The organism is Micromonospora purpureochromogenes (assembly GCF_900091515.1).
In the GTDB taxonomy this organism is placed as follows: Bacteria; Actinomycetota; Actinomycetes; order Mycobacteriales; family Micromonosporaceae; genus Micromonospora; species Micromonospora purpureochromogenes.
This window is the reverse complement of sequence record NZ_LT607410.1, coordinates 2296372-2311968: the sequence shown is the minus strand read 5'-3', so window position 1 is coordinate 2311968 and position 15597 is coordinate 2296372. Positions and strand designations below refer to the sequence as shown.

The following is a 15597-nucleotide window of genomic DNA, read 5'->3' as shown; positions in this document are numbered from 1 at the left end:
CCGCCGCCCGTCCCGTCGTGTCCCGCCCGCCGTCGGCCACCCGGGAGGGTGGCCGCCGTCTCGTCCCGGCCAGCGCGTCGGTACGCCGGCGCTGGGGCAAGATGAGGACATGCCCACCCTGCGTCTCGCCCTGTCACAGGTCAACCCGACCGTCGGCGACCTCGCCGGCAACGCCGAACTGGTCCGCACGTGGAGCCGCCGCGCCGCCGACGCCGGCGCCCAGCTCGTCGCCTTCCCGGAGATGATGCTGACCGGCTACCCGGTCGAGGACCTGGTCTTCCGCCGCTCCTTCGTGGCGGCCTCGAAGGCCGCGCTGGAGCAGCTCGCGGCCGACCTGGCCGCCGACGGCCTCGGCGACCTGCCGGTCGTGGTCGGCTACCTGGACGCGGACGGCCCGCCGCAGGTCAGCGGGGACGCCCAGCCGGGCCGGGGCGCCCGCAACGCCGCCGCGCTGCTGCACTCGGGCGGCGTCGTGGCCACGTACTTCAAGCACCACCTGCCCAACTACGGCGTCTTCGACGAGGACCGCTACTTCCTTCCCGGCGACGCCCTCACCGTCGTGCGGGTCGGCGGGGTGGACGTGGCGCTGACCATCTGCGAGGACCTCTGGCAGGCCGGCGGCCCGTTCGCGGTGGCCCGGCAGGCCGGCGTGGGGCTGGTGGTCAACATCAACGGCTCGCCGTACGAGCTGAACAAGGACGACATCCGGCTGCCGCTGGTCCGCCGCCGGGCCGCCGAGGCCGGCGCGACCATCGCGTACGTCAACATGATCGGCGGCCAGGACGAACTGGTCTTCGAGGGCGACTCGATGATCGTGGGGGCCGACGGCACCCTGCTCACCCGCGCCCCGCAGTTCGTCGAGCACCTGCTGGTGCACGACGTCGAGGTGCCCGCGGCGGGCGAGCACGGGGCGGACGAGGAGGAGCTGGCTGACGGGATGCGGGTGATCCGCCGTACCGTCGAATCCCTCCCGCCGGCGCCGACAGGCCCGGCGGCCGCCGGCGGGGTGATGGAACCGGTCGCCGACGAGGCCGAGGTGTGGCAGGCGCTGGTGCTCGGCCTGCGCGACTACGTCAACAAGAACCGCTTCCCGTCGGTGGTGCTGGGCCTGTCCGGCGGCATCGACTCGGCGGTGGTGGCCGCGCTCGCCGTCGACGCGCTCGGGCCGCAGCGGGTGGTCGGGGTGTCGCTGCCCAGCCAGCACTCCTCGGAGCACTCCCGGTCCGACGCCGAGGACCTGGGCAAGCGGACCGGCCTGGACTACCGGGTCGAGCCGATCCAGCCGATGGTGGACACCTTCCTGGCCAACATGTCGCTGTCCGGGGTGACGGTGGAGAACCTCCAGGCGCGGGTCCGGGGCGTGATCCTGATGGCGCTGTCGAACCAGGAGGGCCACCTGGTCCTCACCACCGGCAACAAGAGCGAGCTGGCGGTGGGCTACTCAACCCTGTACGGCGACTCGGTCGGCGGCTTCAACCCGGTCAAGGACGTCTGGAAGACGCTGATCTGGCGGCTGGCGAAGTGGCGCAACGCCGACGCGGCCAGCCGGGGCGACACCCCGCCGATCCCGGAGAGCTCGATCGGCAAGCCGCCGTCGGCCGAGCTGAGCCCGGGCCAGCTGGACAGCGACACGCTGCCCGACTACGACGCGCTCGACCCGATCCTGATCGGCTACGTCGACGGCGACCTGGGCCGGAAGGGGCTGGTGGAGTCCGGTCACGACCCGGCCGTGGTGGACCGGGTGCTCCGGATGGTGGACACCGCCGAGTACAAGCGCCGGCAGTCCGCCCCGGGCACGAAGATCTCCATCAAGGCGTTCGGCCGGGACCGCCGGCTGCCGATCACCAACCGCTGGCGCGAGCAGGGCTGAGCGGGACTGTTCGCGGTGCGGCGGCGACCGGTCCCGGTCCCGCCGCGCCGGTTGCGCCGAGTGAAATCCTGCACTGTGCCCTGCCGTGAGGCGGTCGTCCGGTGCGACGATCGCGGCGGAACCCGGGGACCGCGACGGCGGCCTCGAGGAAAGGAGACAGTCATGGTGGAGTCCACCCCGACCGAGGTGACCGCCCTCTACGGCGGCCCGGCCACCCGGCGGGTACGCACCCGCGACCTGATCGCCGCCAAGGAGCGCGGCGACCGCTGGGCGATGCTCACCTCGTACGACCAGTACACCGCCTCGATCTTCGACGCCGCCGGCATCCCCGTGCTGCTGGTCGGCGACTCGGCGGCGAACAACGTGTTCGGCTACGAGACCACCCTGCCGGTGACCGCCGAGGAGCTGCTGCCGCTGGTCCGGGCCGTGGTCCGGGCGACCCGGCACTCGCTGATCGTCGGGGACCTGCCCTTCGGCTCGTACGAGGAGGGCCCGACCCAGGCGCTGCGTACGGCGGTGCGGTTCATGAAGGAGGGCGGCTGCCACGCGGTGAAGCTGGAGGGCGGCCGGCGCTGCGCCGACCAGATCGCCGCGATCGTCGGCGCCGGCATCCCGGTGATGGCGCACATCGGCTTCACCCCGCAGAGCGAGCACACCCTGGGCGGCTACCGGGTCCAGGGGCGCGGCGACACCGCCGACGAGGTGCTCGCCGACGCCCGGGCGGTGGCCGAGGCGGGGGCGTTCGCGGTGGTGCTGGAGATGGTGTCGGGCGAGGTGGCCAAGCGGATCACCGCGGAGCTGCCGATCCCGACGGTGGGCATCGGCGCCGGCCCGGACACCGACGCCCAGGTGCTGGTCTGGCAGGACATGGCCGGCCTGCGTACCGGTAAGGCGCCACGGTTCGTCAAGCGCTACGCGGACCTGGCCGGGACGCTGTCCGAGGCGACCCGGCGCTTCGCCGACGAGGTACGCGGCGGCGAGTTCCCCGCCGCCGAGCACACCTTCTAGGACGACGGAGCGGTGGGGGTCGTCCGCACGATTCCCCACCGCCCCGCTCGACCGGTCCACAGTCACCCGATGCGGGTCATGTCCGAGCCGGTCGTGCCTGTCCGGTCGCACCGTTCCCGGGCATGACACCACCGCGAGCGTGATACCCCAGAGGCATCAATATGACTCTGGGGTATCACGCTCGTTGGGTGACGGCCGGGCCGGCAAGACACGCGCGTGGCGGCGCGGGGCAGCACGCGGGGCGAGCCCCGGCCAGGACCGGGTGCCGAACGGCGCCGGGTCAGAGATCGGTGACCCGGATGCCGGCGTGCGCCTTGTACCGCTTGTTGATGGCGATCAGGTTGGCGGTGAACGCCTCGATCTGGTGGGCGTTGCGCAGCCGACCCGCGTAGATGCCCCGCATGCCGGGGATCCGGGCGGCCAGCGCGCCGACGATGTCGACCAGTTCCCGGTCCTCGGTGCAGATCAGCACGTCGAGGTCGATCCGATCGACCTCCGGGTCGGCCAGCAGCGGCGCGCTGACGTGGTTGAACGCCGCGCAGACCCGGGAGTCCGGCAGCAGGCCGGCGGCCTGCTGCACCGCGCTGCCCTCGGGGACCGGGAGGGCGTACGGGCCCTGCTTGTCGAAGCCGAGCGGGTTGACGCAGTCGACCACGATCTTGCCGGCGAGCGGCTCGGCGAGGGCGGCGACGATGGCGGCGTGCCCGTCCCACGGCACCGCGATGATCACCACGTCGCTGCGGCGGGCCACCTCGTCGTTGTCGGCCCCGGTCACGTCCACTCCGGCCGGTACGCCGGGCAGCGCCGCGATCTCGGCGGCGGCCGCCGCGGCCCGCTCGGCGGAACGGGAACCGATCAGCACGGTCTGCCCGGCCCGGGCGAGCCGGTAGGCGAGGCCCCGCCCCTGGTCGCCGGTGCCACCGATGATGCCGACGGTCAGCCCGGAGACGTCGGGCAGCGTGGTCGCGTCGTAAGCCATGCGGTCATCCTCGCAAACCGTCCCCGCCCCCAGCACCGCCCGCCGCTGTGACAATCCCCGCTACCCGCTCGCCCCCCCACCATTCGATGCCGCCACTTTCAGAGAAAGCGTGGCTATTCGGCGCGCGAAGGCCACTCTTTCTCTGAAAGTGCGGGGGGTTCGCGACGTGGGCGGGGGCGGGGGCGGGGGGTCAGGGGCGGTCGAAGACGACCTTGCGCTGGGTGGGGTCGGCGGTGACCAGGCGGACCTGGATCCGCTCGCCGAGCGGCAGCTCGCCGGTGCAGCGGGCGCGGACCGGTGGTGCGTCCAGCGCCACCGTGCCGCCGGGCGGGCGGCCGGGCTTGGACTGGCCGTTCGGCGGGGCGTCCACGTCCAGCACGGCGGCCTCGAAGACCTCCCCCACCCGGTGCTCCAGCAGCACCGCCTCGGCCAGCTCGACGGCGCCCCGGGTGGCCGCGCCCGCCGTCCGGTCGGTCGCCGCCATCACCTCGGGCAGCTTCGGCAGCGCCGCGCGGGCCCAGTCCGGCACCGGCCGCTCCTCGTGCAGGGCCAGGCAGACCTCCGTCGCGTACCGGTCGGCCAGCCGGCGCAGCGGGGCCGTGACATGGGCGTACGCGGCCGCGACCCCGCCGTGCTCCGGCTGCTCGGGCAGCTCGCCGTCGAACGCCGTGTACGCGGCGCCCCGCATCAGCTCCGCCGCCTGGTCGACGAAGGCGGCGGCCCGGGGCTGCGAGGCGTCCAACCCGGCGAGCACCTCGCCCACGCCGACGCCGTCGGGCCACGGCACGCCCAGCGGGGCGGCGGCGGCGCGCAGCCGGGCCACCGCCTCGGGCTTCGGCGGCGGCATGGTGCGCAGCAGCCCGATCCGGCCGGCCAGCATGATGTCGGCCGCGGCCATCCCGGTCAGCAGGGAGATCTGCGCGTTGTGGTCCTCCATCGCGACCGGCCCACGCAGCACCAGCCGCCAGCCGTCACCGTCCGGCTCGACGTCCTGCTCGGGCAGGGGCAGGTTGACCGCGCCCCGGCGCAGGCCCCGGGCGGTGAGCAGGGCGCCGATCTCGGGCAGCAGGGCGACCGGTTCGGGCAGCCGCCCGGCGTCGGCGGCGGCCTGCACCCCCTCGTAGTCGAGCTTCGCCCGGCTGCGGACCCGGGCGCGTTCCAGCGCGACGCCGGTGGTCGCGCCGTCGGCGTCGAGGTCGATGGTCCACACCACCGCCGCCCGGTCGACGTCCGGCAGCAGGCTGGCCGCGCCCTCGCTGAGGGTGTGCGGGTGCAGCGGCACGTTGCCGTCGGGCAGGTAGACGGTCTGCCCGCGGCGCCAGGTCTCCTCCTCCAGCGCGCCGCCGGGGCGTACGTGGGCGGCGACGTCGGCGATCGCGTACCGCACGCGGTAGCCGCCACCGGGACGGCGGGCGAGGTGCATCGCCTGGTCGAGGTCGCGCGACGCCGCCGGGTCGATCGTGACGAACGGGACGTCGGTACGGTCGACCCCGGTGGCCGGCGGTGCGGCGGCGGCCTGGTCCGCCTCGCGCTGCGCCGCGTCCGGGAAGCCTTCGGGCAGTCCCAGCTCGCGGCGCAGCGCGCCGAAGTCGATACGGGGCGCCAGTACGCGTCGGATGACCACGGGGTCAATCCTGGCAGCCCGGCGGGCGATCCGCCCTCCGGCGATGCGACGGCGGTCGCCGTACGGTCAGCCGGTGGCCTTGCGGGCGCGGGACCGGGCACTGGTGGGCGCGGTGGCCCGGGCGGCGGCCGGGCGGGCCGGCGCCTTGCGGGCGGTGACCTTCTTGGCGGCCGTGGTCTTCGTCGCCGGCGTCCTCTTCGCGGTCACCTTACGGGTGGTGGTCGACGAGGTGGTGGTCGTCTTTCGGGCCGGCGCCTTTTTGGCGGTGGTCTTCGACGCCGGCGCCGTCCTGGCGGTGGTCTTCTTCGCCGGTGCCTTCTTCGCCGCCGTGGTCTTCCTGGCCGCCGCGCCGGTGGTCTTCTTCGCCGCGCCGGTGGTCTTCTTGACCGCGGCCGTGGCCTTCTTACCCGTGGAGGTGACCTTGCGGGCGGCGGTCGAGGCCTTCGCGGCCGTGGTCTTCTTCGCGGCGGTGCTGGTCTTCTTCGCCGCGGGCGCGGTCTTCTTCGCGGCGGTGGTGGTGGTCTTCTTCGCCGCGGGCGCGGTCTTCTTCGCGGCGGTGGTGGTGGTCTTCTTCGCCGCGGTCGTGGTCTTCGCGGCGGCCTTGCCGGCGGGGGCCTTCGTCGCCGTCGCCTTCGACGCGGCGGTCTTCTTCGCCGTGGTCTTGACGGCGGGCGCCTTCTTGGCGGTGGTCTTGACGGCGGGCGCCTTCTTGGCGGTGGTCTTGGTGGCGGGCGCCTTCTTGGCGGTGGTCTTCGAGGCGGGGGCCCTCTTGGCCGCCGTCTTCTTCGCGGCGGTCGCCGTGGTGGTCGGGGTCCGTCCCGAACCGGCGCCCGCCGCGCTCGTCGCCGCCCGGCCGGCCGGCGCCTTCCGGGCCGCCGCGGTGGTCGTGGTGGGCCGGCGTGCCGCGGTGCTGCGGGTGGCGCCCGCCGTCCGCGTGGCCGCGGCGGACTTCTTGGCGGCCGGGCGGGTGGTGGCCTGTTGTGCTTCGGCCATCTTGGTTCCCTCCTTGGGGACATGCGCTCGCGCGCCCCCGGTGCGGAGGCACGGAGTTCCTCGACACGGGCCGTCCCGCGCCGTTTAGCTGCCCTCCCCGGCCCAGCGAGCGTCCTCGGCCTCCCACGCCTCGTTGCGCTCCCGCACCGTCTGCAGGGCGTTCTCGGCGTCGGCGGACGAGTCGTACGGTCCGAGAACGTGCTTCGCAGGGCACACGTCGGCATCGGTCTCGACCCGGTGGTGTCGGGTGCACCAGTAGTAGTGCCCACCACTTCCGCTGTCGTTCATGAGATCACTGTGCACCGGGAGCAGCCCGGCCGCCACCGGATCGCGCAAATAGTCGCGACGTCCTCCACAGTAGACGTGCTGGTGGGGGCCGCGCGGTCGAATGCGGGAAGCCGTACCCGGACGGACGGGGCAGCCGGAAGGGCGGTCGGTGGCGGAGAATCCCCCGGTGCGTTTCGGGGGCAGAACATCGGCACGGGTACGCCGCGGCCTGCTCGCCGCGGCCGTGGTCACGGTCTTCGCCGTGACGGCGGTGGCGGTGGCGGCGCCGCTGCTGCGGGACCGGTCGCAGCAGCGGCTGGAGCGGCGGGCCGAGCGGGAGGTGACCGCCATCGCGCAGCGGGCGCGGGGCGAACTGCTGGCCGATCCGGCGGCCGAAGAGGCGGACCTGCGCCGCGCCGCGGAGCGGGTCGACGGCGTCGAGGTGTTGGCCGTGGAGAGTGGCGGGCAGCGCCGGGAGGCCGGGGTGCGCCTGCTCTTCCGGGTACGCGTGGCGAAGACCGCGGCCAGCGTCTTCGGCTGGCAGCGGGCCGCCACCGAGCGGTGCTTCGCGCAGCTGGTGCGCCCGGGCACCGGTCCGGCCGCGCTGGAGCGGGTGCCCTGCCCGGCGTGACCGGGGTGGTGGCGTGACCGGCGGAACCGGGCCGGAGGCGTGCGCGACATGACCGGCTCGGCTGAACGGGCGGTACCGCCGGGCGGCCGGCACCGGCAGGATCGGCGCCCATGATCACGACGACGGCCGAGGCGGGGTCGTGCCCGCGGTGTGGCACGGCGACGGTGTCGGTACGCGAGGCCATGCCCTGGTGCGCCGACTGCGAGTGAACCTGGACGGCTACGACCGGGCCCGGCAGGCGCCGGAGTTCGGCTGGTCGTGGGTCGACCGGCGGACCCACCGGCTCGCCGCCCGGCTCACCCGGCAGCAGTACGCCGCACTCGTCGAGCGTCCGTTGGCCGCGACCGGTCTCGGGGTGGCCGGGACGGTGACGGTGGTCGCCTCGTTGCTGCTCGTCGCAGCGGTGCTGGCGATGGCGGTGCTCGGCGTCCGGCTGATGTTCGCGTACCCGTTCCCGAGCCTCGCCGTCGTGGTCGGGCTGGCGCTGGTCGGTCTGGCGGTGGCGCTACGACCGCGGTTCGGTCGGGTGGACCCGGAGCTGGAGGTGCTCTCCCGCGAGCAGGCACCTGAGTTGCACGCCCTGGTCGAGGAGGTGGCGGCGGCGATCGGCGCGCCGGTGCCGCACGTGGTCGGCGTCGACGGCAGCATCAACGCGTACGCGACGTCGGTGGGGCTGCGCCGACGGCGGGTGCTCTGCCTGGGGTTGCCGCTGTGGGGCTCGCTCGACGGGCAGACGCGGGTCGCCCTGCTCGGCCACGAGCTGGGCCACTTCGTCAACGGCGACGTGCGGCGGCTGCTGGTGACCGACCCGGCGCTGACCATGCTCGGCTCCGCCGCCGACCTGTTCCGGCCCGCCCAGGCCAGCCAGGGCGGTGGGCTGCTGGAGATGATCGGCGAGGCGATCGGCCGGATGCTGTCGTGGCTGCTGTCCCGGCTGCTCTTCGCCGGCCACCTGCTGCTGGTGGTGACGGCGCTGCGGGACAGCCAGCGGGCCGAGTACCTGGCCGACGAGATGTCCGCCCGGGCCGCCGGCACCGCCGGGGCGACCCGGCTGCTCGACGTCCTGCTCAGCGACGAATCGGTGGCGCTGGTCGTCGGGCAGGGGTCGCGCGGCGGGCACGGACCGGCGACGTGGCGGGCGGGCGTGGCGAGGTGCGCCCATCGGGTCGGCGCGGGCGGGGCCGTGCCGGTTAGGGTCGCCGGATGGGCGTACCGGACTACATCCTGCGGATGCGCGAACACGTCGGCCACGAGCTGCTCTGGCTGCCGAGCGTCAGCGCGGTGATCCGCAACGACGCCGGCGAGCTGCTGTTGGGGCAGCGCTCCGACGACGGTCGCTGGTCGGTGGTGAGCGGCTTCGTCGAGCCGGGCGAGCAGCCGGCCACCGCCGTGGTGCGCGAGGTCGAGGAGGAGACCGGCCTGCGCGTCGAGCCGGTACGCCTCAGCAGCGTCGTGTCGCACCCGCACACCTACCCGAACGGTGACCGTTGCGAGTACCTCAACCTCGGCTTCCACTGCCGACTCGTCTCCGGTACGGCCCGGGTCAACGACGACGAGTCGGTGGCGGTCGAGTGGTTCCCGCCCGACCGGCTGCCCGAACTGGACGCGCACGCCCGGCTGGTGATCGCGCGGGCGCTCGCCGACGACCCGGCCTCCTGGTACCTGCCGGCGGGCGCGACCTGGGACGAGTTCTCGGGCGCGCGCTGACCCGGAAGGCCGGGCTGCCGGTCGAAGGCGGGGGCCGCCGCGAGTCGATCAGCCGGGCCGTCCGTCCCGCAGGTCGTCCTCAGTCGGGTCGGGCCGGCTCGGTGAGCACGTCGCCGGCCAACCGGGATGCCGGTCACCGCCGCCGGTCAGGCGTCCGGCGCACCGCTGACGGTGGCGCCCAGGCTCGCCAGCTCCGGTGCGGTGCCGATGGCGGACCGCCGCTCCGGGTGCGCGACGTAGTGGCGGACGCTGCCGGCGAGGAAGGCTCCGTCCACGTGCGCCCGCCCGACCGCCAGCGACCGTGACACCGGCCGGCCCGCCGGCGTGCTCGGCTGCTCGGAGAGGACGAGCGTCCCGGCGGCCTTTCCGGCCGGCGCGGGCGGTCCGCCGGGAAGCAGCCGGTCCCACCGGACCGTCCTGCGCCGCACCAGGCCCCGCACCGTGATTCCGGTTTCGTCGAGCGTCAGGCGGGGCCGGGCGTCCAGCAGCACCAGCACCACGAACACCAGGACGGCCAGCACCGCGAGCACGTTCCAGACCAGGGCGTCGCCGGATTCGAAGAACCGCACCCGGTCCTCGCCCGGCACCCGTTCGGTGAGCAGGAGCCCACCCGCCAGCCAGCTCACGATGATCGACCACGGGCCGGCCCAGGCCGGTGCGGCCGGTGCGGTGAAGTGCCGCCCGGCGGGGTCGACCCGGAACGTGGCCGGCCGACGGCGGACCGCGCGGGTGAGCAGCAGGTAGCCGGCGGCCGGTGCCAGGATGCTGCCGGCGGTGCCGGCCGCCCAGACGAGCGAGCTGACGGCGCCGGATTCCAGGCGCCAGGCGAACGGCTTCAGCCAGAACTCGACGCCGATCCGCAGCAGGGTCGCGGCCAGGGCGAAGGGCAGGGCGAGCAGGCGCGCCGTCCGGGGGGTCACCGGCGGGAGTCTAGGCCGGCCGATCAAGGACAGCGGGCCGGTGTCAGGCGTCGGTGCGCAGGCGGGCGTGCAGGTGCATGTCGTGCCAGCCGTCGGCGTGCAGCCCCTCGCCGCGCTTCGTACCCTCGGCGGTGAAGCCGGCGCGCCGCGCCACCCGGCAGGACACCTCGTTCGCCGTGGAGTGGCACAGCTCGACCCGGTGCAGCCGGAGGGTGTCGAAGCACCAGGCGGACACCGCGGCGAGCGCCCGCGGGGCGACCCGGCGGCCCCGCGCGGCCGGCAGCACCCAGTACGACACCTCGGCCAGCCCGTCGGCGAGGACGAGCCGGCGCAGGCTGAGCTGCCCGACCACCACCCCGGCGTCGCACACCGCCCACCCGGCGCCGCTCTCCGCCCGCCACCGCCCCGGCCAGGCGGCGATCCAGTCGGCGGCCTCGTCGTCGGTCATCGACCGGCAGTGCCAACGCCGGATCGCGGCGTCGGCGTACGCGGCCACCACCACCTCACGGTCCGCCGCCAGCCACGGACGCAGGTGTACGCCCTCGGCGCGCAGTCCCGGCTGCGCCAGCGCGGCCATCGATCCGGGCGGTACGGCGGGCGCGGCGAGCATCGGCACGAGTGGACTGTAGGCGGTGCTGCTGCCCGAGGTGGGGGCCGCGGCGGGCGCCGGCACGCCGTGGGCTGCGCCCGCAAGGAGCGGGCGGCGAATCCCTCAGCCCTGGCCGGCTTGCCGAGCGCGTGCAGGCAGTGACCGAACTTGGCCCTTGGCCCTGCCCGATCCGCCAACGGGAGTTGCGTGCGGAGTTCGACGGCGCGCCGGTGTCCCTGGCCCTCTACGGCGGGATTGCGGCTATCAGTGCCGCCTCAACTCAACGCCACAGTCCAGAAACCGATTGCCACTACTGGCGATTCAGTAGAGGTAGACATCAACAACGAATGCAGCCAGGCCGGCGAGGGTGGCCAGGGCGGCGATGCGGCGGCCAGTGCCGGCGGCCAGTGGGCCGATGCCGAGTGCGAGTGCGGTCATGGCGATGGCGAAAACCCCACTGCCGGTGTCCTGCCACGAGGCGGGAAGAACGGCGACGGGGGCGTCCGTGAAGAACTGTCTGCCGTGCGCGGCGTGCAGGATCGCGTTCCAAGCGAGGGGGCCGGCCAGTGCTGCGAACGCAGTGGTTGCGATCACCGCCGGTCGTCGAGGCCCGGCGGCGGCGGCCAGAAGCGCGGCGAGCAGAGCGGAGAGGACAGCGCCGTAGAAGATCGTCGACCAGTTGAGCATGAGCCCTCCGAAGGCAGCTTGACCGGTTTGGGTGGCTCATTCTCCTCCCGAAGAGCAGTGCGCCCTAGCTGTCGTGCAGGTGTCGGATGCGCCGATGGACGGAGTCGAGCCGACCTCAAGAGCGAGTTTGGCGGCGTTGGTGGGACAGGTCGGTGTGGTGGTGGCCGCCGGGGTGGCTGTCGGGGTCGGTGTGCACGGTGGCGGTGGTCAGCCGAGGTACGGCGTGGGTGAGCTGGTGTTCGGCGTCGGCGGCGATCTCGTGTGCGGCGACGAGCGTGAGGTTGGCGTCCACGACGAGTTCGGCTTCGGCGTGCAGGCGGTGACCGATCCAGCGGAGTCGCACCGCGGCTACGTCCTGGACGCCGTCGACGCCTCGCAACGTGGTCTCGGCCTGGTCGACGATGGCGGGGTCGACGGCGTCCATCAGGCGTCGGTAGACCTCTCGGGCGGCGTCTTTGAGGACAAGGGCGATGGCGACGGCGATGGCCAGGCCGACGGCGGGGTCGGCCCAACGCCAGCCGAGGGCCACGCCGCCGGCGGCGGCGAGGACCGCGAGCGAGGTGTAGCCGTCGGTGCGGGCGTGCAGGCCGTCGGCGATCAGGGCGGCGGAGCCGATGCGGCGGCCGACGTGGATGCGGTAGCGGGCGACCAGCTCGTTGCCGATGAACCCGACGAGGCCGGCGGCGGCGACCCAGGGGAGGTGGGTCACCTCGGCGGGGCGTAGGAGCCGGTCGACGGCGGTCCAGGCGGCGGCGACGGCGGAGCCGGCGATGACGAGGACGATGAGGATGCCGGCGAGGTCCTCAGCGCGGCCGTAGCCGTAGGTGTAGGCGCGGGTGGCGGCGCGTCGGCCGAGCAGGAAGGCGATGCCGAGAGGTACGGCGGTCAGGGCGTCGGCGACGTTGTGCAGGGTGTCGCCGAGCAGGGCAACGGAGCCGGACAGCACGACGATGACGGCCTGAGCTAGCGCGGTGATCCCGAGACCGATCAGGGAGATCCACAGGGCGCGTAGCCCGTCACGGCTGGACTCCAGGGCCGGGTCGATCTTGGCTCGGGAGTCGTGGGAGTGCGGGACGACGGCGTGTGTCAGCCGGTGCCACCAGGCGGCGAGCCGGCCGCCGTGGTGCTGGCCGTGGCTGTGCTCGTGGTCGTGCTCGTGGTCGTCGTCGTGGTCGTGCGAGTGGTCGTGATGGTGGTCGTTCACCGCTCCCCCAGGTTGCCCGGTCGCACAGTCGGTCCGTACCCGTGACGGTGGCGATAATATGTGCTCATGTACGCACGCGACAACGTTGCAAATGCCAGTGACCTGCAACAACGCCTTCCTGGCGGGCAGGTCGAGGCGGCGACGGAGATGCTGCGGATGCTGGCCGACCCGACACGGCTGCGGTTGATGTGGCTGCTCAGCGACGGCGAGCACGACGTGACGGCGCTGGTGGCGGCGGTGGGGATGGCGCGGCCGGCGGTGTCGCAGCACCTGGGCAAGCTGCGATTGGCGGGGTTGGTGAGTGTGCGGCGGGAGGGCCGGCGAGCTCTCTACCGGGCCCGGGGTGGGCATGTGCGTCGGCTGGTGACCGAGGTGCTGCACGCGGCGTCGCACCGGGTGACCGGTGCGCCGGAGCACGACTGAGCCGCGGCCTATTCGGCGGGCTTGGAGCGGGGGTCGGCGAACCAGTCGCGGGTGAACTGGCGAACCGCGTCGATGTCGACGGCGTTGCAGGTGGCGGTGCGGTAGGCGTGCACGGCCTTGACCGCCGCTGTCTGGTCGGGGGCGGGGCCGCCGACGATACGGCCGGCGGTGGGGTCGGTGACGAAGGCGCGTACCTGGGCGAGCTGCTCGGCGGTGAGATCGGGTCGGTAGTTGACGATGACGTAGCCGTCGCCGATGACGTGCCCGAACGAGGTTGCCGGCACTGTCTCGCCCGGCTCGGAGAAGTCCTTCGCGGGATGGCCGCCACCGGCCGGGAAGGTCTCCGTGCGGTCCCGGACGGTGCAGGCGCCCACGGCAGGCTCGGCCTGGACCGGGCGCAGCGCCTGACCGCCGGAGGTGAAGGCGAGGATCGACGCGGCGACGACTCCTGCGGCGATGAGAGCGCCGTGGGACAGGCGGGGGTTGCGTAGCTTCGGCAGGTAGTGGCTGAGCACGTCACCGAGCATGAACATGGCGACCACGGCGATGAGCTGCCCGATCTCCACGCCGACGTTGAAGGCCAGCACCCGGGGGATCATCCCGTCCGAGGGCAGGCCGAGGTCTTGCAACCGGGTCGACAGCCCCAGGCCGTGGACCAGGCCGAAGGCGAGGACGGCGGCGGCGAACCACGTCCAGTCCTTCGGTCGGCCGCGTAGCCCGACCACGCCGACGAAGACCAGGCTGAGCGCGACCACGATGTCGACCAGGACGGGGTTGACGTGCCAGTCGGCGACCGTCGCGGTGAACAGGGTGACGCTGTGCCCGAGCGCGAACAACGAGATCAGCTTCGCCGCTCGCCGGATCTCCCCCGCCAGGAGCAGGATGCCACCGACGAACGCCAGGTGATCCCAGCCGGCGAGCATGTGCTTGGTGCCCAGCCACACGAACCCCCCGACCGTGTCGCTTGATCCGCCGACACCGTGAGCCCATGCCGCACCCGGTACGGCCAGCACCGTGGCCGCCACCACACCAGCAACCACCGCGCCCTGTCGCACCCCAGCGAGCATCGCCCCGCCCTCCCTCGCAGACGCCCGCAAGCCCTGAGCCTGCACGTCCTCTACTAGTCGCTTCGCCGTCCCGTTCGGTTCCCGCAGTGACCCAGGCAACCACAACCGGGTCCTCATGCGGTCCGATGGCTGGACCGGGGGGGTCGCCAACTACTCAGGTCGGGCAGCTCCAGGTGCAGGGGGCCGGTGGTCACGAGGCGCCGTCGGGCGAAGAGGGTGTGCGCGGCGAGTACGGGCCGCGGTTGGCGACGACCCCGACCACGGCGGCGGTGATCACCGTCAGCGCGGCGGGCAGCGTGTGGTTGCCGCGCAGGCGCTCGACGTAGGGCGCGCCGAGCAGAACGAACAGGAAACACGGCACGAACGTCACCCAGGTCGTCAGCAGCGAGCCGACCACACCGGCAACGCACGGGTTGAGGGTGCCCGGGTGGCGGCGCCCGGAACGCGACGAACTGCACCACCATGATCAGCGGATCCGGTGTGGTCTCCGTCAACGCCAGATCGCGAACCATGTCCCCGGCGGCGACCGGACGGTTTGGCCGCCGGCTGCCGGCGATATCGGGTCTCAGTGGGCGTTTTAATCTTGTCTGCATGTGATTGACGGCATTCGGCCCGCCGATGCCGAGGTTAGCAGCGCGGTCGACTCATGGCTATGGACACCATTTGCCCCGGCTGATGCCGCATCGATATGCCAGCTTCGTTCCGCAGAACGTGTCTGGTTCAGGAAAGCTCTCGTATCGTCGGACTCCAGGTGCGATCCACCGCGCCTCGTCCACAGTAGACCTACGGCATGGCCGAGCGACCCGCCTACCCCTCTGACCTGTCCGACGCCCGCTGGGCGCTGATCGCGCCACGGCTGACCGCCTGGCGCCAGGCCCGCACCGACGCCGGCGTCGGCGGACGTATCGCCACCCACGACCTGCGGGAAATCTTCAACGCCATCCTCTACGTCAACCGCACCGGCATCGCCTGGCGCTACCTGCCGCATGACTTCCCGCCCTGGCAGACCGTCTACGGCTACTTCACCGCCTGGACCGGCGACGGCATCTTCACCCAGCTCAACTACGACCTCACCGCACTGGCCCGCGCCAGGGCCGGACGCACCACGCAACCGTCGGCCTGCGTCATCGACACCCAGAGCGTGAAGACCTCCACCAACGCATCTGCCGCCACGCAGGGCATCGACGCCGGCAAGAAGATCGTCGGACGCAAACGCGGCATCGTCACCGACACCCTCGGCCTGCTCCTCGCCGTCATCGTCACCGCCGCCAGCGCCAGCGACAACACCATCGGTATCGACCTGCTGGAACAGGCCAAAGCCACCCACCCAGCCCTCACCAAAACCTGGGTCGACGCCGGCTTCAAGAACAAGGTCATCGAACACGGCGCCACCCTCGGCATCGACGTCGAGGTCGTCGCCAAAGACCCACACGTCAAAGGGTTCTCCGTGGTCAAACGCCGTTGGGTCGTCGAACGAACCCTGGGCTGGATCATGCTCCACCGGCGCTTGGCCCGCGACTACGAAGCCCTGCCCGGGAACTCCGCCAACATGATCCGCATCGCCATGATCGACAACCTCGCCAGACGACTCACCAATGAAACCACCCCAACCTGGCGAGACACCTAAA

Annotated in this window: 17 protein-coding genes; 7 read left to right on the top strand and 10 right to left on the bottom strand. The window is 73.1% G+C overall.

Annotated elements, in window-relative coordinates; all coding sequences use genetic code 11:
• Positions 1–109 precede the first annotated feature (109 nt).
• Together GA0074696_RS10850 and panB are read left to right on the top strand one after the other, a co-directional pair.
• Positions 110–1870: an NAD+ synthase gene (locus GA0074696_RS10850; protein ID WP_088960981.1), complete on the top strand. Its 1761-nt coding sequence runs from the start codon at positions 110–112 to the stop codon at positions 1868–1870.
• A 162-nt stretch (positions 1871–2032) separates the two neighbouring features.
• Positions 2033–2878 (top strand): 3-methyl-2-oxobutanoate hydroxymethyltransferase, encoded by an 846-nt coding sequence (panB, locus tag GA0074696_RS10845; protein ID WP_088960980.1) that lies wholly within the window; start codon positions 2033–2035, stop codon positions 2876–2878.
• Between the two features lie 280 nt (positions 2879–3158).
• Here panB and npdG read toward each other — a convergent pair whose 3' ends face one another.
• From npdG to GA0074696_RS10825, 4 genes are all read right to left on the bottom strand, one after another.
• Complete coding sequence (gene npdG, locus GA0074696_RS10840) at positions 3159–3857, bottom strand: NADPH-dependent F420 reductase (RefSeq protein WP_088960979.1); 699 nt, start codon at positions 3855–3857, stop codon at positions 3159–3161.
• A 190-nt stretch (positions 3858–4047) separates the two neighbouring features.
• Positions 4048–5481: an RNB domain-containing ribonuclease gene (locus GA0074696_RS10835; protein WP_088960978.1), complete on the bottom strand. Its 1434-nt coding sequence runs from the start codon at positions 5479–5481 to the stop codon at positions 4048–4050.
• A gap of 66 nt (positions 5482–5547) precedes the next feature.
• Positions 5548–6474 carry a histone gene (locus GA0074696_RS30715; protein ID WP_157745868.1) on the bottom strand — a complete coding sequence of 309 codons (927 nt, stop codon included), beginning with the start codon at positions 6472–6474 and terminating at the stop codon, positions 5548–5550.
• 84 nt (positions 6475–6558) lie between these two features.
• Positions 6559–6762, bottom strand: a complete 204-nt coding sequence (locus GA0074696_RS10825) for a hypothetical protein (protein WP_088964487.1) — start codon at positions 6760–6762, stop codon at positions 6559–6561.
• A 166-nt stretch (positions 6763–6928) separates the two neighbouring features.
• Here GA0074696_RS10825 and GA0074696_RS10820 point away from each other — a divergent pair, with 166 nt between their 5' ends.
• The 3 genes from GA0074696_RS10820 (at position 6929) to GA0074696_RS10810 (ending at position 9079) form a co-directional block, all read left to right on the top strand.
• Entirely contained in the window at positions 6929–7372 is a 444-nt protein-coding gene (locus GA0074696_RS10820; protein WP_088960976.1) for a hypothetical protein, read from the top strand.
• A gap of 190 nt (positions 7373–7562) precedes the next feature.
• A complete protein-coding gene (locus GA0074696_RS10815; RefSeq protein ID WP_231925330.1) occupies positions 7563–8657 on the top strand; it encodes a M48 family metallopeptidase in 1095 nt (364 codons plus the stop codon).
• On the top strand, positions 8576–9079 hold the full coding sequence (locus tag GA0074696_RS10810) for an NUDIX hydrolase (RefSeq protein WP_088960975.1): 504 nt from the start codon (positions 8576–8578) through the stop codon (positions 9077–9079). Before GA0074696_RS10815 ends, GA0074696_RS10810 begins: the two co-directional genes overlap by 82 nt.
• Positions 9080–9225: 146 nt before the next feature.
• On the opposite strand, the gene GA0074696_RS10805 is transcribed toward GA0074696_RS10810, so the two are convergent.
• From GA0074696_RS10805 to GA0074696_RS10790, 4 genes are all read right to left on the bottom strand, one after another.
• Positions 9226–9999 (bottom strand): PH domain-containing protein, encoded by a 774-nt coding sequence (locus GA0074696_RS10805; protein WP_088960974.1) that lies wholly within the window; start codon positions 9997–9999, stop codon positions 9226–9228.
• Positions 10000–10042: 43 nt separating this feature from the next.
• A complete protein-coding gene (locus GA0074696_RS10800; protein ID WP_231925329.1) occupies positions 10043–10615 on the bottom strand; it encodes a GNAT family N-acetyltransferase in 573 nt (190 codons plus the stop codon).
• 294 nt (positions 10616–10909) lie between these two features.
• Positions 10910–11275: a hypothetical protein gene (locus GA0074696_RS10795; protein WP_088960973.1), complete on the bottom strand. Its 366-nt coding sequence runs from the start codon at positions 11273–11275 to the stop codon at positions 10910–10912.
• Positions 11276–11390: 115 nt separating this feature from the next.
• Positions 11391–12479: a cation diffusion facilitator family transporter gene (locus GA0074696_RS10790; protein ID WP_088960972.1), complete on the bottom strand. Its 1089-nt coding sequence runs from the start codon at positions 12477–12479 to the stop codon at positions 11391–11393.
• A 66-nt stretch (positions 12480–12545) separates the two neighbouring features.
• Here GA0074696_RS10790 and GA0074696_RS10785 point away from each other — a divergent pair, with 66 nt between their 5' ends.
• Entirely contained in the window at positions 12546–12902 is a 357-nt protein-coding gene (locus GA0074696_RS10785) for an ArsR/SmtB family transcription factor (RefSeq protein ID WP_088964484.1), read from the top strand.
• An 8-nt stretch (positions 12903–12910) separates the two neighbouring features.
• Here GA0074696_RS10785 and GA0074696_RS10780 read toward each other — a convergent pair whose 3' ends face one another.
• Positions 12911–13969, bottom strand: a complete 1059-nt coding sequence (locus tag GA0074696_RS10780; RefSeq protein WP_172894250.1) for a HupE/UreJ family protein — start codon at positions 13967–13969, stop codon at positions 12911–12913.
• Between the two features lie 190 nt (positions 13970–14159).
• The gene (locus tag GA0074696_RS31735) at positions 14160–14366 is read right to left on the bottom strand and encodes a chromate transporter (RefSeq protein WP_231925328.1); all 207 of its coding nucleotides are present in this window, start codon (positions 14364–14366) and stop codon (positions 14160–14162) included.
• A gap of 393 nt (positions 14367–14759) precedes the next feature.
• Here GA0074696_RS31735 and GA0074696_RS10770 point away from each other — a divergent pair, with 393 nt between their 5' ends.
• The gene (locus GA0074696_RS10770) at positions 14760–15596 is read left to right on the top strand and encodes an IS5 family transposase (protein WP_157745867.1); all 837 of its coding nucleotides are present in this window, start codon (positions 14760–14762) and stop codon (positions 15594–15596) included.
• Position 15597 lies beyond the last annotated feature (1 nt).